This is a genomic window from Vreelandella sp. 21 (genome assembly GCF_050995515.1).
GTDB classification, from domain to species: domain Bacteria; phylum Pseudomonadota; class Gammaproteobacteria; order Pseudomonadales; family Halomonadaceae; genus Vreelandella; species Vreelandella alkaliphila.
Window position 1 is genome coordinate 3,171,271 of record NZ_CP194673.1, and the last position, 23,275, is coordinate 3,194,545.

Here is a 23,275-nt window from a genome sequence, read left to right on the forward strand (position 1 = left end):
AGAAGTCTCTCCCCAAGCTTGCGAATTAATCAATCACCCCTGAAATACCAACACCAATAGTGGCGCCTGCCCGTGAACCAGCAATGCCTGCGTTTAAGCTCCAGCGGCCATTATCCGCAGTACGTCGGAAGTTTATGCCGACGGCACTTTCACCACCGTGGTGGCCACCCCCTACGTGGTAAGTAAGCTTACCGGGCACATAAGGGGCATGCCCCATGGCAGCAACCGCGGCAATACCTGCATTAGCGTTGCGCTCAACCTTATCAATGCGACCATGAACACTGTTGATTTCATTAGCAAAACGCTGCCCCAACTCATTCATTTGGCCTACGTTGACGGCATCCCCAGCATTAACACCAGGCGCCACATTGGTAATAGTGGTGCCGTTGGCATCAAAACCTGTTTGCGTCATGCTAGGACCATCTTGAATCCTTACGCCATCGTCATTGATTGTGGTGTTACCAGTAGTGACGCTATTCACAATTAGCTCTCGATTAAGCGTGACCTGAACCCCCTCCCCTGTAGTACGAGTAGTGATGTTGTTATCTCCAGTCACCGCAACGGTATCGCCTAGCTGACGATTAACCGGCTCACCCTGGTCGGCACTGACATTCAGGCCTTTGTCTAGCGTAGTGTTAATGTTGCTTATGCTGTCAGTGTTACCCGCAATCTGGTTACGGTTACCTTCAATATTAGCGGTGTTGCCAGCGACATCCTGACGTGTCGTATGAAGCTGATCTCCTGAAACTGCATCCGAACTGCCCGATGCAATCTCGCCTGGCGCTACGTTAGTAATTTTGGAGCCACCATCGCCTGCCAGCTCAACAGTATTTTTATTGATGGAACCATCATCGTTTCGAGCATACTCGACTGCGCCTTCTCCGCCCCCTTGGGGTATACCTGCCACCGTTTCAGTAAGATCGCCCAAGCCACCTTCCACGATAGTTAAGCGATCATCGAGCGTATCCATAAACTGGTTGGATGCGTATAGCTGGCTTCCATTGATGGCATCGGTACTGGTTACGCTGATCCGTCCTGCCGCTACATTGGTAATGGTTCGCTCGGAACCGGCGTTACCGACGCTAACTGTGGCCACTGGATTTACACCTGCGAACTGATAGGTCTGGCCTCCAATCTCCACCGAGGCAGTTCTTATAGCCGCTTCGGTGCGGGCACCTTCACCTAGCGCCACACTGCCTTGGTGTGATGCCATTGCTTCGTAGCCCATGGCCAGCGCACGATCACCCGTAGCACGCGCTTCGTACCCAAGGGCTGTGGAGCCTTGCGCTTCGGCAAACGCATCGCTCACATCGAGGCCCTCATCGTTGGTACGCACATAGCGAATACCCCGACCGTTATTAGTGATGTACTCGTCACTCAGGTCGCCTGCGATGTTGATGACCCCACCTTCCAGGTTCTTAATCAGATCCTGAGTCGCCCAGAGTTGCGAACCATTAATGGCATCAGTGCTGTCTTCACTAATACCGCCTTCGCCTACTCCACTAATAATGGTGTTCCCACTATCATCCACAGTGTCTGCATTGATGCTGACACTACCTATATCAACTTGATCAAAGCTAACTTCATCTGCGGTAGCCACTGTGTAGATAATCTGTCCATCATCACCGATGCGATCAGCAACCATCATGTTGTTACCAGCTTCCACTTCCGTTTTGGCGGCAGCGACACTGCTGCCAAGGCTATTGGCAACATTTTGCAAATCACCGGCGTTAATAACATTACCCAGTGCATCGCCTTCTAGCTCATCTAGTGGGGTGTCTCCAACCCCGCTTGCCGCGTTAGTAATCTGCTTATTACCAGCATCGATTCCTTGCGTAGTGACACTTGGGCCACCTGCGATCACCAAACCATCGTTACTAATAGATGTATCTCCCACTGATACGCTATTACCGATACGCACATCATCGGCCAGACGATAATCAACTGAAGTACTACCGTCTTCGCTACGTACATGGGAAATCACCACGTTGTCATCGCCGCTAACAAAGTCCACGTTCGCGTTAGGCCCTACATTGCTGCTAGCAGTACCTGTTTCATTTGAGGTGGTGACGTTCCATCCTGCGTTAGCTGAGCTGCTAACCTTTTCCAACTGACTGAGGTTAACCGCATCGTTAGCATTCACCCCATCCGCGAGGTTGCTAATGGTGGTGTTACTCATATCAATGCCGCCGCCAGTGAGCGTCGGGCCGCCGATAATCGCAAGGCTGTCGCTGTTGATGCTGGTGAAGGTCACGTCATCGGCGGTGGCGATCTTGATACCGCCCGCCTCATCACTGAGCACGATGTTATCGCCAGTCACGAAGTTGGCGACGTTGTCATTCTGATCAATCGTCTTAACCGCAGTGCCATCAATTTGGGTGACTACGGTCTGTAAGGCAGAATCCGCCAGCGTCAGGCTGTCTTTTGAAGCTTGGCTAAGATCGACCGCGTAGTCAGTGACATTGTTGGCGTCGGGAGCAGCGGCAGTGACGTCGACGGCGCCGGAACCGGCACTCACTGAGGCACTGTCGGCGTTAACGGTGTAGATATCCTGGCCGTTCACGCCGGTGGCCTTGTCCACACTGGCCACATTGGTGCCACCAGCCACTTCAGTTTTCGAAGCGGCAGCAGAGTTTTCCAACTGGCTGAGATTGACCGCATCTTGCGGGTTAACCCCAGGAGCAAGATCACTGATAGTGCCGCCATTCATATCAATGCCGCCACCGGTCAGCGTCGGTCCACCGGTGATGGCGAGGCTGTCGCTGTTGATACTGGTGAAGGTCACGTCATCGGCGGTGTCGATCTTGATGCCGCCAGCCTCGTCACTGAGCACGATGTTGTCACCGGTGACGAAGTTGGCGACGTTGTCGTTCTCATCGAGGGTTTTCACCTCGGTGCCGTCGATCTGGGTAACTACGGTTTGGAGCGCCGAATCCGCCAGTGTCAGGCTGTCTTTGCTAGCTTGGCTAAGATCCACCGCGTAGTCGGTGACGTTGTTGGCGTCGGGAACAGCGGCGGTGACGTCCACCGCACCGGAACCGGCACTCACTGAGGCACTGTCGGCATTCACGGTGTAGATCGCTTGGCCATCCGCACCGGTGGCTTGGTCCACGCTTGTCACGTTGGTGCCCGCGACCACTTCCGTTTTTGAGGCCGCGGCGGCACCTTCCAACTGGCTGAGGTTAACCGCGTCGTTGGCGTTCACCCCATCCGCGAGGTTGCTAATGGTGGTGTTGCTCATATCAATGCCGCCGCCAGTGAGCGTCGGGCCGCCGGTGATGGCGAGGCTGTCGCTGTTGATACTGGTGAAGGTCACGTCATCGGCGGTGGCGATCTTGATGCCACCCACGTCATCACTGAGCACGATGTTGCCACCGGTCACGAAGTTGGCGACATTGTCGTTCTGATCGATCGTCTTAACCGCAGTACCATCGATCTGGGTGACCACGGTTTGTAGCGCGGAATCCGCCAGCAGCAGGCTGTCTTTACTGGCTTGACTGAGATCCACCGCGTAGTCGGTGACGTTGCTGGCGTCGGGAGCAGCGGCAGTGACGTCCACCGCACCAGAACCAGCGCTCACTGAGGCACTGTCGGCGTTAACCGTGTAGATCGCTTGGCCATCCGCACCGGTAGCTTGGTCCACGCTTGTCACGTTGGTGCCCGCGACCACTTCCGTTTTCGAAGCGGCAGCAGAGTTTTCCAACTGGCTGAGGTTAACCGCGTCGTTGGCGTTCACCCCATCCGCGAGGTTGCTAATGGTGGTGTTGCTCATATCAATGCCGCCGCCAGTGAGCGTCGGGCCGCCGGTGATGGCGAGGCTGTCGCTGTTGATACTGGTGAAGGTCACGTCATCGGCGGTGGCGATCTTGATGCCACCCACGTCATCACTGAGCACGATGTTGCCACCGGTCACGAAGTTGGCGACATTGTCGTTCTGATCGATCGTCTTAACCGCAGTACCATCGATCTGGGTGACCACGGTTTGTAGCGCGGAATCCGCCAGCAGCAGGCTGTCTTTACTGGCTTGACTGAGATCCACCGCGTAGTCGGTGACGTTGCTGGCGTCGGGAGCAGCGGCAGTGACGTCCACCGCACCAGAACCAGCGCTCACTGAGGCACTGTCGGCGTTAACCGTGTAGATCGCTTGGCCATCCGCACCGGTAGCTTGGTCCACGCTTGTCACGTTGGTGCCCGCGACCACTTCCGTTTTCGAAGCGGCAGCAGAGTTTTCCAACTGGCTGAGGTTGACCGCATCTTGCGGATTAACCCCAGGAGCAAGATCACTGATAGTGCCGCCATTCATATCAATGCCGCCACCGGTCAGCGTCGGGCCACCGGTAATCGCAAGGCTGTCGCTGTTGATGCTGGTGAAGGTCACGTCATCGGCGGTGGCGATCTTGATGCCGCCCGCCTCATCACTGAGCACGATGTTATCGCCGGTGACGAAGTTGGCGGTGTTGTCGTTCTGGTCGAGGGTTTTAACATCCACCCCATCGATCTGGGTGACCACGGTTTGCAGGGCGGAATCCGCCAGCGTCAGGCTGTCTTTTGAAGCTTGGCTAAGATCCACCGCGTAGTCGGTGACGTTGTTGGCATCCGGGGCAGCGGCGGTGACGTCCACCGCACCGGAACCGGCACTGACTGATGCGCCGTCGGCATTCACGGTATAGATGTCCTGGCCGTTAATACCGGTGGCTTTATCCACACTGGCGATATTGGTGCCACCCGCGACTTCGGTCTTTGAGGCCGCGGCAGCATCGTCTAGCTGATTAAGATTGACCGCATCAGTACCCGCTACCCCAGGCGCCACACCGGAGATCGTAGTGTTACCGGCATCGATACCCGTGGCACCGATGTTGACGGGGCCTGCCGTCAGAGTATCGGTCTGAACGTCGGTAAAGGTGACGTTGTCCAGCGTGGCAATTTCAATGCCGCCCGCACCATCAGGGCTGAGCACCATATTCTTGCCCGTCAAAAAGTTAGCGTTGTTATCGCCCTTCGTCAGGGTTTTGACGTCAACACCGTCAACCTGGGTCACTACGTCCTGCAGCGCCGAATCCGCAAGTGTCAGGCTGTCTTTGCTAGCTTGGCTAAGATCCACCGCGTAGTCGGTGACGTTGTTGGCGTCGGGAGCCGCGGCAGTGACGTCCACCGCGCCGGAACCGGCACTGACTGATGCGCCGTTCGCATTCACAGTGTAGATATCCTGGCCGTTCACGCCGGTGGCCTTGTCCACACTGGCCACATTGGTGCCACCAGCCACTTCAGTTTTCGAAGCGGCAGCAGAGTTTTCCAACTGGCTGAGGTTGACCGCATCTTGCGGGTTAACCCCAGGAGCAAGATCACTGATAGTGCCGCCATTCATATCAATGCCGCCACCGGTCAGCGTCGGGCCACCGGTAATCGCGAGGCTGTCGCTGTTGATGCTGGTGAAGGTCACGTCATCGGCGGTGGCGATCTTGATACCGCCCGCCTCATCACTGAGCACGATGTTGTCACCAGTGACAAAGTTGGCGACGTTGTCATTCTGATCAATCGTCTTAACCGCAGTGCCATCAATTTGGGTGACTACGGTTTGGAGCGCGGAGTCCGCCAGCGTCAGGCTGTCTTTACTGGCTTGACTGAGATCCACCGCGTAGTCGGTGACGTTGTTGGCGTCGGGAGCAGCGGCAGTGACGTCGACGGCACCGGAACCGGCACTGACTGAGGCACTGTCGGCGTTAACGGTGTAGATAGTGCCACCGTCGGAGTTTTCGGTCTCAATAACCTCGGTATTGGTGCCCGCTTCAACTTTAGATTGCGCGGCAATTAACTGGCTGACGTTAACCGCATCGTCTAACTCGGTGCCGGCTGCCACGCTGGTGATCTGGCGGCTGCCAACATCCACGGCGGCACGCTGTGCCTCCGTTCCAGTGATTGCGCTGGTATCCGCAGCAGTAGCTCCAAACGGAACGTAACCGGCAATACCCGCCGCGGTATCAGCCTCCGATTCAGAGCCTAGAGCCACACCATTAGCAGCAGTTGCTGTAGCACTCCCACCAATCGCTACTGCACCGCCTGCCGTAGTAGACGCCTCACTACCGATGGATACTGAACCAGATTCGCTGTTATTCGCAGAACTTCCCAATGCAATCGAGTTGAAAGCGCCATCAGCATTGGAAGCAAGAATCCCGATAGATACTGCACCACTGGCTCCTTCTCCTACCGAAGCGGCACTGCCTAAAGCAACGCTATCCCACGCGTTGCTACCAACACTGGTCAATCTGCCGATAGAAATAGCATTTCGGGAATCAGTGCCTACTGTAGCTTCAGAGCCAATCGCTGTACCACCATCTGAACCGCTTGACACTTTCGCTCCAGACCCAAGAGCCGCTGCATCAGCCGCTCCATCGACTTCTGCGAGTTGTCCAACCGCTACACTGCTTCCTCCCAGAGTACTTCCATCAACTCGCGCACCTTCTCCAATGGCAACGTCTCCATCACCAATAGCTTCAGCATTAACACCCGCTGCCAAAGCATTGGCTCCTGTGGCACCATCATTTGCGTAATTTCCTTGCGGGTTATTGTCATCATTAACGCTGAAGTAGTGAGTTTCGCTGGCTTTTAACTGCGCGACGTTAACCGCATCAGAGTCCTCGCTACCCGCAGCCACACCCGTAATTTGGCGGAATACACCACTATCGGCGTCACCCACAGCCACTGCGCCAGTGGTACTCTCGGTGGCAGCAATTACAGTATTAAGCCCATCGGCAGCACTGGTGGTCGGGTTATAACCCTGGATGCCTGCGCCGGTATCTGCTACCGAACCAGAGCCTAGTGCCACTCCTCCCGCTTGTGTGACATCCGCATTATTACCCACCACCATGGCATCAGAGACATCAATGTTATTGTCGTTGCCGATAATGCGGCTGCCATCAGCGGTAGCCGCAAGGATGTTACGGTTACCAAAAGCACCTGCCTCGTCGGCGTCGATGGTATTGTCGTTGCCCAGTGCGTAGCTGCCTGCGCCCGTGATGATATTAGGATCACCGATAGCGCCAGAACCTGTTCCTGAAACTTCGTTAGCAAAACCAATACTGATCGTTTTGTCACCAGAAGCGATTGCACCCGTGCCTATTGCCAGAGAGTCGACCCCTGATGCCTTGGAGTCCAAACCTACCGCGATACTTTGCAACTCAGTGGCCTCTGAACGCCGTCCCATTGCCACACTACTTTCTGCCAGTGCTTTTGCCGCTGGACCTACCGCCAGCGAAGCAAGGCCCTCAGCTTTTGATTGAACGCCTAATGCATTAGCAAACTCTGCTTTCGCTTCTGAGCGCTCACCAATCGCCAGGGAGGTAGCACCAGTCGCCTGACTTTTGTTCCCAAGGGCCGTGCTTGAAAGCTGTGATGCAGTGGCTTCCCCCCCTATCGCGATCGCATTAGAACCTAACGCCTGCGCGCCCCGCACATTATTCGACCCAATGGCAATAGAGTTAATACCAGAAGCGATGGTGGAATCCGCTACCGCCAATGGCGTTGTACCATCCCCACCGGCACCACCTATCGCTACCGCGTTACGCGCCGTCGCCTGACTACCAAAACCTAATGCACGCCGGTAGCACGACTTTCTAAGCCTATTGCCGTCGCCCAGCGTGCAGCCCTAACATTAAAACCAAATGCTGCCCCACCAGCTCCAGTGACCTGACTAAAAGTGCCATAGACAGTTGCTGCCGACTGATTATTGCCACTGGCATTACAACCAGCAACCGTCGAGTAAGTACCACTTCCATCGACAGGATCAGCGTTTGTATTCGTCGTAATTAGCCTGCCAATTGCCACTCCCCCGCCACCTGAGACGCAGCTACCACCATCTGAGGCAAATTTGCGTGCCTCGGCGTCTGAAATACCCAACGGCAGTAACAACATCGAGGCACAGGCGAGCAATAGTGCTTTGGGTTTCAGTGGTGTGGATAACTGGCACTCTGTCGTTTTCCGTACCGGTATTGGCGATTGTCCTACCTGTTTACTGCCATTCCCCGCTTTGTGCTGAGAGCGAGCGGCTTCTGATGCCACAACCAGACGACCTAAAGTGCGGTTCCAGATAAGGCGAAATACGTTATTCATTGCGCTTCTCCCTTTTCACATCAGCGGGGGGAACCACCTATGTGAAAAATTACGGCATTGTCAGGCGGGGTATCTAAATGATCGATTTCATGCAGTGTTTTCCAAAACAATAGGTCAACAATCAATAGTTATTGAAGTTACTCTGCATGACGTTTACTTAAAAAAATACAGGCACCCAACAAACATTTAGATAAGGAGTTTATTTATTTTTTACAGCAAAATAACAAACCCTCAACACAATGAAACGATTGTTAATAAAAAAATCAGCACTAATCTTAAAACTTCACTAAAACCTGTATAAAAAGTTAAACCATGTAAATCAGCCATAATATATTTTTCAAAAAGTGCAAACCAACTAAAGCAACACATAAAAAAACCGAAGCTTTAAAAGCTTCGGCTAAAAGATCGGCATTGCTAAAAGGCTTAGCCGTTAACTAACTATTAGCAACTATTACCTCCACTCTGCGATTGGGCCGTAAACACCCCTTCACGCTGGGCGTGGCCATTTGGCCTGGGCAATCAACTATAGGATCAGACTCCCCTCTTCCTAGCAATGTTAAATCACGGCGCTCTATCCCTTGTGATACTAGATAGCTACCGACCGCCTCCGCACGCGACTGAGATAAGCGCAGGTTATATTGCTCATCTCCGAATCGATCTGTGTAACCAATGATGCGAATATTCGGCGACGAGTAGGCATTAAGAACCATTTCTACCACCCTTTCTAGGGCGCGCCGACCTTCTAGCGAAAGTTGATCACTATCAAAATCAAATAACACATCGCCTGATAGCGTTAGTTTCTCTTCACGCGGTTCAGCGGCAATTTCTTCTACTTCGATTGGCACCAGTAACGCCGGACACTGTGCATCCCGCCAACGCGTGCTCTCTAACGCCATCTCATCGTCATAATGCACTTGGTATTGGCAGGTGATGTACTCATTGCCGTTACCCGTGTACAAGTTGAACACATAGTTCCACTCTCGAACGCCAAAGAACCCTTCCGAATAATGGGGATTTCCAATCAACTGGCGTACTTGGTCCTTCGTCTGGCTTTCCTGAATACGTAAAATGTTTTCAGGATCAACAAACTTGCCGCCGTCATACCAGTTACCCGCTAGTGCTGGAAAGCCATCTCCGGCGTCACGTAACTCGGTTCGGTCGTTATTAGGTGGGCTAGCGCAGCCCGCAAGAACGAGAACGGCGGCGATACTGGCGGCCCCGAGGGCCGCCTTGGTCATCATACTGTTATTAAGATTGTTCACGTCGTTCTCCTTTTACCAGTGCCAGCCAGCGCCAATACCTGCGCCGAAGTTGCTTTGCGAGTCGCCCGTTACCTTGCCTTGGATAACCCAGCGGCCATTATCGGACAGACGCGAGATACCCACCGAGACTGCCGACTCACCGCCATAGGTGCCTGCCCCCACACCAATCATGCTCTTACCGGGCATCCAGGCTTGAGGCACAGTGGAAGCGGCGATCGCACTAGCAGAACCCGCGTTGGCATTACGCTCAACATCGTCGATACGGCCATACACGTTGACGATCTCGTTTTCAAAGCGACGGCCAAGGTCATTCAACTGCCCCACGTTGGCAGCATCGTTAGCATTGATGCCAGGCGCCACATTGGTGATGGTGGTGCCTTCGTCGCCTTTCAGCGTGATGGTGCTGTAGTCAACATTGCCATCTTCATCACGGTCGTAGTTCACCGCACCACGCTGAACGGCATCCAACTGCCGGACGTTAACCGCATCAGTATCTCGCGTACCACCGGCCACATTGGTGATCTGACGTTCGTTGCCCGCGCTACCGACAGAAACGGCACCCTGTGTGGAAGCAACGGATTCGTTGGAGAAACGCTCACGCTCACCGTTCATCCCTTCACGGTCAGCAACAGAGTCCGCACCGAGGGCAACGCTGCCTTCCGCATTGGCTTGTGCACCCGCACCGGAGGCAACACTACGATCGCCTGACGCGACACTGCCTGGCCCCATGGCGATGCTGTCAGCACCTTGTGGGTCTGCGGCAGGGCCGTCGCTATTGGCGCGGAAGTACTTGGAGCCCCCTTGTTCAATGTTGGTGATTTGGTTCTGCACATCCCATAGCTGGCTACCGTTCACAGCATCCGAGCTATTTTGCGCAATATCACCGGGGGCAACGTTAGTGATCTTCGTGCCGCCATCGCCTTCCAAGGTAATGGTGTTGTAATCAACACTGCCGTCGTCGTTGCGATCATATTGCACCGCACGGTCATCCAGGTCGGCCAAGTCGTTGGTGATATTACTGATATCACCTTCAACAGTGGTGACGCGGTTGTCTAGCGCCCCGACCGCTTGATTAGTGGCATACAATTGGCTGCCGTTAATCGCATCGGTACTCTCTGCCGAAATTCGGCCTGCTGCGACGTTCGTCACCGTACGTTCAGCACCAACGCTACCAACGCTAACGGTGGCTACCGGAGAAGTCCCCGCAAACTGGTAGGTTTGACCCGCGATTTCTACCGAAGCGGTGCCAACCGCAGCGGCAGTACGGGCGCCTTTCCCTAGCGCGACGCTGCCTTGGTGGGAGGCAATCGCGTCGTACCCCATCGCCAATGCGCGGTCAGCCGAGGCAACGGCCTCGTAGCCAACAGCGGTGGAGCCTTGCCCTTGAGCAAAGGCATCGCTCACTGCTAAGCCACTGTCGTTGGTGCGCACGTAGCGAATGCCGAGGCCGTTATTGGTGATGTACTCATCGCTTCCGTCACCAACAACGTTAGTAACGCTGTTTTCTAACACTTCGATCCACTGATTCGTGGCGTAAAGTTGAGAGCCGTTGATGGCATCTTTGCTATCGGCTGATACATCACCTTCGGCTAAGTTAGTAATCCCCTCGTTACTAATAACAGGCCCGTCTTGCCCTACGGTAAGGCTATTAGCGACCGATAAATCATCGGATAGCCCAAACGCTACTTCTTCACGATCATTAACCGTGGCCTGAGTAATGAGTATGTTGCCGTCATCACTTAAGAGGTTAACTTCACCCGTTGGGGCCACATTGTTGGCTTCGCCATCTTCAACGCTCAAGTTCCATCCAGCGTTCGCCGTAGCACTTACCTCTTCAATAGCCTGGTTAGAAGCGAACAGTTGGCTGCCATTAATGGCATCAGTGCTGGTCGCACTAACTCGCCCCGCTGCCACATTAGTGATCGTGCGCTCATTACCCACACTACCAACGCTAATGGTGCTCGTCGGTGTAGTGCCAGCAAATGAGTAATCATTGCCAATCAGCGTAATGCCCTGAGTCGCAACCGATTCATCCGTGGTGCTGTTACTGCCGAGCGCTACACTTTGATCGTGACTTACCGTCGCACCTGCGCCAAGAGCGATACCCTGCTGGGCTTCGGAGCGAGCATTGCTACCAAACGCTATTCCGTCTGACAGCAGTACTTCGGCACTATCGCCAATGGCAGTGCCGCCTGGAGCCATTTGACCGACAATCGCGCCGTTACCAATGCCAATGCCGTTATCACCGTTTGTGACGGTGGTTGGGCCAACTGCAATGCTGTCGTTACCTACCGCGGCGGCATCTGGCGCGCTGGAGTTCGCGCGGAAGTATTTGGTACCAGACTCGACGACTGATCCAACGGCGCCTTGTAGTTGGCGAACAGTGACAGCATCTTGCGCTTGGGTGCCATCTGCGACGTTGGTGATCTGACGGTACGAGTCGCTATCGCCTACCGAGATAGCACCGAGCAGTTCTTTATCAGTGGTGTTGAATTCAATCGTCGCCGTCCCCGCCGGGATAAAGCCAGAGTCTGGAGCCAGCGCGCGATCAACCACCGAGCCGCTACCCAGCGCTAGGCTGCCGCGAATCGGTGCATTCGCCCCAAACCCCATGGCTACGGCATCTTCGCCGCTGGCGCTAGCATCTACCCCACTAGCGATGGCATTCAACCCAGTGGCACCATCGTTATTAAAGTTGCCTCCGATGGTGCCGCCGTCGTTCACGCTGTAGTAACGAGCACGGTTTTCATTGAAATATTGAAGGTTAAGCGCATCACCGTCATCCACTGGTGTGCCTACATTGCTGATGACTTGGTTATTGGCATCAATACCACCACTCGCGGTGATGCTGGGTCCACCAGCAATGGTGAGGCCATCGTTGGTGACGGTGGTAAGGTTGCCGTTGCCATCATCGACGCTTAAGCCTGCGCTGGTGAGCTCGCTGTTACCGGCGGTGACGCTGTCGAGATCAAGGTCACGATTAAGGGTGATTTCCACTTCACCAGCATCATCGATGCCGGTCTGCGCGACGGTGAGATTGCTATCCCCTGTGAACGTTACCTCGCCATTAGGGCCGATATTGGCGGCATTGGTACCGTCGGTGACGTTCCAGCCCGCATTAGCTACGGCACTTACTTCTTCAATGGCTTGGTTAGAAGCAAACAGCTGACTACCATTGATGGCATCAGTGCTGGTTTCACTCACACGACCAGCCGCTACATTGGTCAGGGTACGCTCGTTCCCCGCGCTACCAATACTAACGGTGCTATCCGGCGTGGTGCCTGCAAATGAGTAGTCGTTGCCAATCAGCGTAATACCCTGGGTTGCAACTGACTCATCCGTTGTACTGTTGCTACCTAACGCTACACTTTGATCGTGGCTAACCGTCGCACCTGCACCAAAGGCAATGCCCTGCTGGGCTTCGGAGCGGGCATTAGTGCCGAACGCGATTCCGTCAGAGAGCAATACCTCGGCATTATTGCCAATGGCGGTACCACCCGGTGCCATTTGACCAACAATTGCGCCGTTCCCCATACCAATGCCGTTATCGCCGTTGGTGACCGTGGTTGGACCAACCGCAATACTGTCGTTACCTGCCGCAAGAGAGTCTGGCGCCGTAGAGTTGGCGTGGAAGTACTTAGTGCCGGTATTAACTACAGAGCCTATTGCCCCCTGTAGCTGGCGAACCGTGACGGCGTCTTGCGCTTCAGTACCATCAGCAACATTAATAATCTGTCGATAAGAGTCGCTGTCCCCGACGGAAATCGCGCCAAGCAGTTCTTTGTCGGTAGTGTTGTACTCAATGGTGGCTGAACCCGCAGTGATAAAACCTGATTCTGGCGCTAAGGCACGGTCAGAAATCGAGCCACTACCAATCGCTAAGCTGCCACGTACTAGAGCGTTCGCCCCAAAGCCCATCGCCACTGCGCCTTCGCCATTAGCAATAGCGCCTACGCCGCTCGCCATCGCATTCAAACCAGTAGCACCGTCATTATTGAAGTTACCGCCGACGACACCGTTATCGTTCACACTAAAGTAACGAACGCGGTTTTCATTGAAGTATTGAAGGTTTAGTGCATCGCCATCATTCACTGGGTCGCCCAGGTTGGTGATGGAGTTGCCGCCCATATCAATGCCGTTACCATTAAGCGTTGGGCCGTTGTTGATCGTCAGGCTATCAGCAGTAAGGTCAGAGCTTGTGGCGATCTCAATCGCGCCGCCGTCATCGCTCAGTTCAATATTCTGGCCGCTGATAAAGTTGGCGACGTTATCGTTCTGGTCGAGCGTTTTAACGTCGGTGCCATCAATCTGAGTGACCACAGTTTGGAGTGCGGAATCAGCCAGCGTCAGGCTGTCTTTGCTGGCTTGACTGAGATCCACCGCGTAGTCGGTGACGTTATCTGCATCCGGGGCAGTGGCGGTAACATCTACTGCGCCGGAACCGGCACTCACTGAAGCGCCGTCCGCATTAACGGTGTAGATAGCTTGGCCATCAGCGCCAGTGGTTTGGTCAACACTCGCCACGTTAGAGCCACCCGCAACCTCTGTCCTCGACGCTGCCGCGCTATTTTGCAGCTGGCTAAGGTTAACGGCATCTTGAGCATTCACACCATCGGCAAGGTTGCTGATGGTGGTGCTGTTCATATCAATGCCGTCGCCATTAATGGTCGGACCGTCAATAAACATCGCGCTATCAAAGGCTACGTCATCGGCTGTGGCTACGGTTATATCCGTATCACTACGGGCGATATCGACATTTTTACCATCTAAGAACTGAACCGTATCTCCTGGTGCAACATTGGTAGCAGTGTCTCCATTAGCCTGGAGATTCCAGCCTTTATTGGCGATCGTGCTGACCTGCTCGATGGCTAAGTTAGAGGCAAACAGTTGGCTGCCGTTGATGGCATCAGTACTCGTCTCGCTCACGCGGCCTGCCGCGACATTGGTCAACGTGCGCTCGTTGCCTGCACTGCCAATACTCACCGTGCTATCTGGGGTGGTGCCAGCGAAGGTGTAGCTATCACCGGCAATCGTGACGCCACTGGTGGCGACCGCGTCTTCTGTCACGCTGTTGCTACCCAGGGCGACACTTTGATCGTGGCTAACCGTCGCGCCTGCGCCCAGGGCAATGCCCTGCTGGGCTTCAGAACGCGCGTTAGTGCCGAACGCAATGCCATCGGAGAGCAGTACCTCAGCATTGTTACCAATCGCAGTGCCACCTGGGGCCATTTGCCCGACAATTGCGCCGTTACCCATGCCGATGCCGTTATCACCATTGGTGACTGTATTAGGCCCAATGGCAAGGCTATCTTCTCCAGCCGCAATCGCGTCAGGGTCATCGGAGTTAGCGCGGTAATATTTTATGCCGGTGGTAATCACTGAGCCTACCGCGCCTTGCAACTGACGAACCGTCACGGCGTCTTGAGCTTCAGTACCATCGGCAACGTTAGTGATCTGACGGTAGGAGTCATCATCACCCACCGAGATTGCACCGAGCAGCTCTTTGTCAGTGGTGTTGAACTCAATGGTGGCAGACCCTGCTGGGATAAAGCCGGAGTCTGGTGCCAGGGCGCGGTCAACCACCGAGCCACTGCCCAACGCGAGACTGTCATTAATCGGTGCACTAGCACCGAAGCCCATGGCCACCGCGCCGTCTCCACTAGCGGTGGCATTAACGCCGGAGGCAATGGCGTTCAGCCCCGTTGCACCATCGTTATTGTAGTTGCCGCCGATGGTGCCGCCGTCATTCACGCTGTAGTAGCGGGTACGGTTTTCGTCGAAATATTTGAGGTTAAGGGCATCACCATCATTGATAGGATCGCCCAAATTGGTGATGGTATCGCCCCCCATATCAATGCCGTTGTCATTAAGCGTCGGGCCGTTGTTGATGGTCAGGCTATCCGCCGTCAGATCGGGGCTGGTGGCGATCTTGATGCCACCCGCCTCATCACTGAGAACGATATTGTCGCCGGTCACGAAGTTGGCAACGTTATCGTTCTGGTCGAGGGTTTTCACCTCGGTGCCGTCGATCTGGGTGACCACGGTTTGCAACGCGGAGTCGGCCAGCGTCAGGCTATCTTTGCTGGCTTGACTGAGATCCACCGCGTAATCGGTGATGTTATTGGCATCTGGCGCAGCGGCAGTGACATCCACGGCGCCAGAGCCAGCGCTAACGCTCGCGCCGTCGGCATTCACGGTGTAGATATCCTGGCCGTTCACGCCAGTAGCCTTGTCCACACTGGCTACATTGGTGCCACCAGCCACTTCAGTCTTCGAAGCGGCAGCGGAGTTTTCCAGCTGGCTGAGATTGACGGCGTCGTTAGCATTCACGCCATCAGACAGGTTGCTAATGGTGGTGGCGTTCATATCAATGCCACCCCCCGTGAGCGTGGGGCCACCGGTGATGGCCACATCATCAAAGACCACACTGTCGGCTGTAGCGACGGTGATATCGGGACCGTTGCGAGTAATATCAATATTCTTGCCGTCGATAAACTGAACAGTATCACCGGGTGCCACATTGGTAGCGGTATCACCGTTGGCTTGAACATTCCAGCCAGTATTGGCGATATCACTGACCTGTTTCAGTTGATCTTCACTGGCTGCTTGGCCGGAGGTGAAGTTATCTGGATCAAAAGTGAGGTTGCTCAGCCCGTTAATGGTGTCACCACCACCAGTATTGACAGTGACATTGCCGAACTGCGGTGAATCAACAGTGGCGACTGTAATATCCGTGCCGTTGCGGGTGATGGCGATGTTTTGACCATCAATCATCTGAACGGTGTCACCGGGAGCCACGTTGGTAGCAGTGTCGCCGTTAGTCTGGATATCCCAGCCCGTATTGGCAATCGTGCTGACCTCTTCTATCGCTTGGTTAGAGGCAAACAGTTGGCTGCCGTTGATAGCATCAGTACTCGTCTCGCTCACGCGGCCTGCCGCGACATTGGTCAACGTGCGCTCGTTGCCTGCACTGCCAATACTCACCGTGCTATCTGGGGTGGTGCCAGCGAAGGTGTAGCTATCACCGGCAATCGTGACGCCACTGGTGGCGACCGCGTCTTCTGTCACGCTGTTGCTACCCAGGGCGACACTTTGATCGTGGCTAACCGTCGCGCCTGCGCCCAGGGCAATGCCCTGCTGGGCTTCAGAACGCGCGTTAGTGCCGAACGCAATGCCATCGGAGAGCAGTACCTCAGCATTGTTACCAATCGCAGTGCCACCTGGGGCCATTTGCCCGACAATTGCGCCGTTACCCATGCCGATGCCGTTATCACCATTGGTGACTGTATTAGGCCCAATGGCAAGGCTATCTTCTCCAGCCGCAATCGCGTCAGGGTCATCGGAGTTAGCGCGGTAATATTTTATGCCGGTGGTAATCACTGAGCCTACCGCGCCTTGCAACTGACGAACCGTCACGGCGTCTTGAGCTTCAGTACCATCGGCAACGTTAGTGATCTGACGGTAGGAGTCATCATCACCCACCGAGATTGCACCGAGCAGCTCTTTGTCAGTGGTGTTGAACTCAATGGTGGCAGACCCTGCTGGGATAAAGCCGGAGTCTGGTGCCAGGGCGCGGTCAACCACCGAGCCACTGCCCAACGCGAGACTGTCATTAATCGGTGCACTAGCACCGAAGCCCATGGCCACCGCGCCGTCTCCACTAGCGGTGGCGTCAACGCCGGAGGCAATGGCGTTCAACCCCGTTGCACCATCGTTGTCGAAGTTGCCACCGATGGCGCTGCCGTCGTTGACGCTGTAGTAGCGGGTACGGTTTGCATCGAAGTAATCCAGATTGATGGCATCACCACCGTCGACCGCCTCTCCAACATTGGTGATGCGGTTATCGTTCATATCAATGCCATTGTCATTGAGCGTCGGACCACCATTGTTGATGGTCAGGCTATCCGCCGTCAGGTCTGCGCTAGTAGCGATTTCAATCGCGCCATTATCATCACTCAGTTCGATATTGTTACCGCTGATAAAGTTGGCGACGTTATCGTTCTGGTCGAGGGTTTTGACCTCGGTGCCGTCGATCTGGGTGACCACGGTTTGCAGGGCCGAGTCGGCCAGCGTCAGGCTGTTTTTGCTGGCTTGGCTGAGATCCACCGCGTAGTCGGTAACGTTATCAGCACCGGGGGCGGCGGCAGTCACATCCACGGCGCCAGAGCCAGCGCTAACGCTCGCTCCGTCGGCATTCACGGTGTAGATATCCTGGCCGTTCACACCAGTAGCCTTGTCCACACTGGCTACGTTGGTGCCGCCAGCCACTTCAGTCTTCGAAGCGGCGGCGGAGTTTTCCAACTGGCTGAGGTTAACTGCATCCTGCGCATTCACGCCATCAGCCAGGTTACTGATGGTGGTGTTGTTCATATCAATGCCACCACCCGTGAGCGTCGGGCCACCGGTGATGGCCACATCATCAAAGACCACACTGTCGGCTGTGGCGACGGTGATATCGGGACCGTTGCGAGTAATATCAATATTCTTGCCGTCGATAAACTGAACAGTATCACCGGGTGCCACATTGGTAGCGGTGTCACCGTTGGCTTGAACATTCCAGCCAGTATTGGCGATATCACTGACCTGTTTCAGTTGGTCTTCACTGGCCGCTTGGCCGGAGGTGAAGTTATCTGGATCAAAGGTGAGGTTGCTCAGCCCGTTAATGGTGTCACCACCACCAGTATTGACAGTGACATTGCCGAACTGGGGTGAATCAACAGTGGCGACTGTAATATCCGTGCCGTTGCGGGTGATGGCGATGTTTTGACCATCAATCATCTGAACGGTGTCACCGGGAGCCACGTTGGTAGCAGTGTCGCCGTTAGTCTGGATATCCCAGCCCGTATTGGCAATCGTGCTGACCTCTTCTATCGCTTGGTTAGAGGCAAACAGTTGGCTGCCGTTGATGGCATCAGTACTCGTCTCGCTCACGCGGCCTGCGGCGACATTGGTCAACGTGCGCTCATTGCCTGCACTGCCAATACTCACCGTGCTATCTGGGGTGGTGCCAGCGAAGGTGTAGCTATCACCGGCAATCGTGACACCACTGGTGGCGACCGCGTCTTCGGTCACACTGTTGCTACCCAGGGCGACACTTTGATCGTGGCTGACTGTTGCGCCTGCGCCCAGGGCAATGCCCTGCTGGGCTTCAGAACGCGCGTTAGTGCCGAACGCAATGCCATCGGAAAGCAGTACCTCAGCATTGTTACCAATCGCAGTGCCACCTGGGGCCATTTGCCCGACAATCGCGCCGTTACCCATGCCGATGCCGTTATCGCCGTTAGTGACCGTGGTTGGGCCAACCGCAATACTGTCGTTACCTACTGCCAGCGAATCAGGCTCGGTGGAGTTTGCGCGGAAATACTTAGTGCCGCTATCAATAACAGAGCCAACAGCCCCTTGTAACTGGCGAACTGTCACGGCGTCTTGAGCTTCAGTACCATCGGCAACGTTAGTGATCTGACGGTAGGAGTCATCATCACCCACCGAGATCGCACCGAGCAGCTCTTTATCGGTGGTGTTGAACTCAATGGTGGCAGACCCTGCAGGAATAAAGCCGGAGTCCGGTGCCAGGGCGCGGTCAACCACCGAGCCACTGCCCAACGCGAGACTGTCATTAATCGGTGCACTAGCACCGAAGCCCATGGCCACCGCACCATCACCGCTGGCTGTGGCATTAACACCACTGGCAATCGCGTTCAGTCCCGTTGCACCATCGTTATTAAAGTTGCCACCGATGGTGCCGCCGTCATTCACGCTGTAGTAGCGGGTACGGTTTTCGTCGAAATATTTGAGGTTAAGGGCATCACCATCATTGATAGGATCGCCCAAATTGGTGATGGTATCGCCCCCCATATCAATGCCATTGTCATTGAGCGTTGGGCCATTGTTGATGGTCAGGCTATCTGCCGTCAGATTGGGGCTGGTGGCGATCTTGATACCACCCGCCTCATCGCTGAGCACGATATTGTCGCCGGTCACGAAGTTGGCAACGTTATCATTCTCATCGAGGGTTTTAACGTCGGTACCATCGATCTGGGTGACCACGGTTTGCAACGCGGAGTCGGCCAGCGTCAGGCTATCTTTGCTGGCTTGACTGAGATCCACCGCGTAGTCGGTGATGTTATTGGCATCTGGCGCAGCGGCAGTCACATCCACCGCAGCGGAACCGGCACTCACCGATGCGCCGTCGGCATTAACGGTGTAGATATCCTGACCGTTCACACCAGTAGCCTTGTCCACACTGGCTACGTTGGTGCCGCCAGCCACTTCAGTCTTCGAAGCTGCGGCGGAGTTTTCCAACTGGCTGAGGTTAACTGCATCCTGCGCATTCACGCCATCAGCTAGGTTACTGATGGTGGTGTTGTTCATGTCAATGCCACCACCGGTCAGTGTCGGACCACCGGTGATGGCAAGGCTGTCACTGTTGATGCTGGTAAAGGTCACGTCATCGGCGGTGGCGATTTTGATACCACCCGCGTCATCGGTCAGCACGATATTGTCGCCGGTCACAAAGTTGGCGACGTTGTCATTCTCATCGAGGGTTTTAACGTCGGTACCGTCAATCTGGGTGACCACGGTTTGTAAGGCGGAGTCGGCCAGCGTCAGGCTGTCTTTACTGGCTTGGCTGAGATCCACCGCGTAGTCGGTGACGTTATCCGCATCGGGGGCAGCAGCAGTCACATCCACTGCGCCGGAACCGGCACTCACCGATGCGCCGTCGGCATTAACGGTGTAGATATCTTGGCCATCAGCGCCAGTGGTTTGATCTACACTGGCAATATTCGTGCCGCCGGTGACTTCCGTTCTTGAAGCTGCGGCGCTGTTCTCCAACTGGCTAACGTTGACGGCGTCTTGAGCGTTCACGCCGTCGGCGAGGTTACTGATGGCGGTGTTGTTCATATCAATGCCGCCACCAGTCAGCGTCGGGCCACCGGTTATGGTCACATCATCAAAGACCACACTGTCGGCCGTGGCAACAGTGATATCAGCGCCATTGCGAGTAATGTCAATATTCTTGCCGTCGATAAACTGAACAGTATCGCCGGGTGCCACATTAGTGGCCGTGTCACCGTTGGCTTGAACATTCCAGCCAGTGCTGGCCAGTTCATTAACCGCCTTTAATTGGCTGACGTTGACCGCATCGGTATCTTCAGCACCCGCCGCTACGTTGGTCACACGGCGCTCGAAGCCAGTGTCGCCCACGGAGAATTCACTGTCGGCTTCGTCTGCAGCCACGGCAATCGGGTTGCCATCAACATCAACGGGCTGATAAGCCGCTGTGCCCAGCGTGAGGCCATCAGCCAGAGACCCAGAGCCTACGGCGACATTGTCAGTGCCCTGTGCATTGGCTCCATCCCCTATAGCGACCGTCATCTGGCCACCCACAGGGGTATCAAACTGACCATTAGTCGACGCCTTGGCGTTATTGCCGATGGCAATAGAACCTTGACCACCGGCCAAGGCTGAACTTCCTACTGCTACCTGATTGTCAGCATTACCCCCCGTCCTTGCACCGTCACCCACGGCAGTAGAGCTATTACCCATTGCCTGCGCATTGGTACCTGCTGCCAGGGCGTTGATGCCAGTAGCGCCATCATTGTCGTAATTGCCTTGCTGAGTACCGTCGTCGTTGACGCTATAGTAGTGAGCGCGGTTTTCATCGAAATAATCAAGATTTACTGCATCGCCACCATTCACCGGGTCACCGAGGTTAGTGATGGTGTCGCCACCCATATCGATGCCCGCGTCACTGATCACCGGGCCGCCGTTATTGATGGTCAGGCTATCGGCGGTGAGCGTCGGGCTGGTAGCAATCTTGATGTCGCCAGTCTCATCGGTCAGCACGATGTTGTCGCCCGTTACGAAGTTGGCCACATTATCGTTTTCATCAATCGTTTTAACATCGGTGCCATCAATCTGGGTCACGACCGTCTGCAGTGCCGAGTCGGCCAGATCCAGGCTGTCTTTCGTGGTCTGGTTCAGCGCCACTTCATAATCGGTGACGTTGTTGGCATCTGGGCCGGCAGGCGTGACATCAACGCCGTCTCCGGCACTGACGCTTGCACCATCGGCGTTGACGGTGTAGATGTCCTGGCCGTTGGCTCCCGTGGCTTTAGTCACGCCGGCGATATTGGTGCCGCCCGTGACTTCGGTCTTCGAGGCGGCTGCCGTGTCTTCCAACTGGCTTAAGTTGACAGCGTCACCGGGGGCAACGCCATCCGTTACGTTGCTGATGGTGTTGCCACCCATATCGATGCCCGCGTCGCTGATCACCGGGCCGCCGTTATTGATGGTCAGGCTATCGGCGGTGAGCGTCGGGCTGGTAGCAATCTTGATGTCGCCAGTCTCATCGGTCAGCACGATGTTGTCGCCCGTTACGAAGTTGGCCACATTATCGTTTTCATCAATCGTTTTAACATCGGTGCCGTCAATCTGGGTCACGACCGTCTGCAGTGCCGAGTCGGCCAGATCCAGGCTGTCTTTCGTGGTCTGGTTCAGCGCCACTTCATAATCGGTGACGTTGTTGGCATCTGGGCCGGCAGGCGTGACATCAACGCCGTCTCCGGCACTGACGCTTGCACCATCGGCGTTGACGGTGTAGATGTCCTGGCCGTTGGCTCCCGTGGCTTTAGTCACGCCGGCAATATTGGTGCCACCCGTGACTTCGGTCTTCGAGGCAGCGGCGGCATCATCCAGCTGATTAACGTTAACCGCATCAGTGCCTGCAACACCGGGAGCCACACTGGAGATGGTGGTGCTACCCGCATCAATGCCCGCCGCGCCGATATTCACCGGGCCTGCCGTCAGAGTATCGGTCTGTACATCGGTAAAGGTGACGTTATCCAAAGTCGCCACTTCGATGGAACCACCGTTATCGATCAGGTCAATGTTTTTGCCTTCGATAAAGTTGGCCACGTTATCGTTCTGATCAATGGTTTTGACATCCACGCCATCGATCTGGGTCACCACCGTCTGCAGCGAAGAGTCTGCAAGGTCCAGACTGTCTTTCGTGGTCTGGTTCAGCGCCACTTCATAGTCGGTGACGTTGTTGGCATCCGGGCCTGCAGGTGTGACATCAACGCCGTCTCCGGCGCTGACGCTCGCGCCATTCGCATTGACGGTGTAGATGGTTCCACCATCGAGATTCTCGCTTGCCGTCACATCAGCAATATTGGTGCCCGCCGCAACGTCAGACTGCGCAGCAATCAGCTGACTGACGTTGACGGCATCATCGAGTTGGGTACCTGCTGCTACACTGGTGATCTGGCGGCTGCCGATATCTACCGCTGACTGAGTGGCCACCGTGCCGTCAACTGCTGCTGCATCAGCAGCGGAAGCACCCAAGGGTTTATAGCCTAATATTCCAGGCCCCGTATCCGCTACAGAATTAGAGCCCAGTGCGACGCTATCCTCCAGTGTTGCTTGCGAGAAGCTGCCAATAGCCGTTGATTCTTCACCACTTGCCGTACTTTCGGCACCGAAAGCGGCAGCATAGTCAGCTGTTGCCCATGCACCACGCCCAAAGGCGGTAGAGCTTAAGCCGAGCGAGTCTGATGCTGTACCTATAGCCAGCGCATCCTGGCCCGTCGCTTCTGCTTCATCACCTAAAGCAAAGGATTGTAGACCGGTTGAAATGGAGTCACGCCCAATGGCAACAGAGCCCTCTCCAGAAGCAGTATTGCGATTACCTAATGCCAAAGCATCTGGACCGCTAACCGTATTCGTATTACCCACAACACGACTGCCATCGGCGGCGGCTGTCAGAGTATTATCGTTACCAAACGCCCCGGCATTATCAGCTTCAATGGTATTGTCGTTGCCTAACGAGTAAGAACCCGCGCCGGTGATGGTTGTTGGGTCACCGATGGCACCAGAGCCAATGCCAGATACCACATTGCCGGTGC

General features: G+C 55.2%; 4 protein-coding genes. All 4 read right to left on the minus strand.

The genetic code is table 11. From position 1 onward, the window contains the following. Nucleotides 1–25: 25 nt before the first annotated feature. Nucleotides 26–7,513 (minus strand): hypothetical protein, encoded by a 7,488-nt coding sequence (locus ACN06F_RS14570; protein ID WP_433924159.1) that lies wholly within the window; start codon nt 7,511–7,513, stop codon nt 26–28. A 71-nt stretch (nt 7,514–7,584) separates the two neighbouring features. Then, on the minus strand, nt 7,585–8,106 hold the full coding sequence (locus tag ACN06F_RS14575; RefSeq protein ID WP_433924160.1) for an ESPR domain-containing protein: 522 nt from the start codon (nt 8,104–8,106) through the stop codon (nt 7,585–7,587). Between the two features lie 434 nt (nt 8,107–8,540). Then, nucleotides 8,541–9,368, minus strand: a complete 828-nt coding sequence (locus ACN06F_RS14580; protein WP_051626358.1) for an OmpA family protein — start codon at nt 9,366–9,368, stop codon at nt 8,541–8,543. A 12-nt stretch (nt 9,369–9,380) separates the two neighbouring features. Then, nucleotides 9,381–23,264: a YadA-like family protein gene (locus tag ACN06F_RS14585; RefSeq protein ID WP_433924161.1), complete on the minus strand. Its 13,884-nt coding sequence runs from the start codon at nt 23,262–23,264 to the stop codon at nt 9,381–9,383. Nucleotides 23,265–23,275: the final 11 nt, after the last annotated feature.

Coding starts and splice junctions, on each gene's coding strand:
- ACN06F_RS14575 (WP_433924160.1), bottom strand. CDS start 8,106: ATGAATAACGTATTTCGCCTTATCTGGAACCGCACTTTAGGTCGTCTG.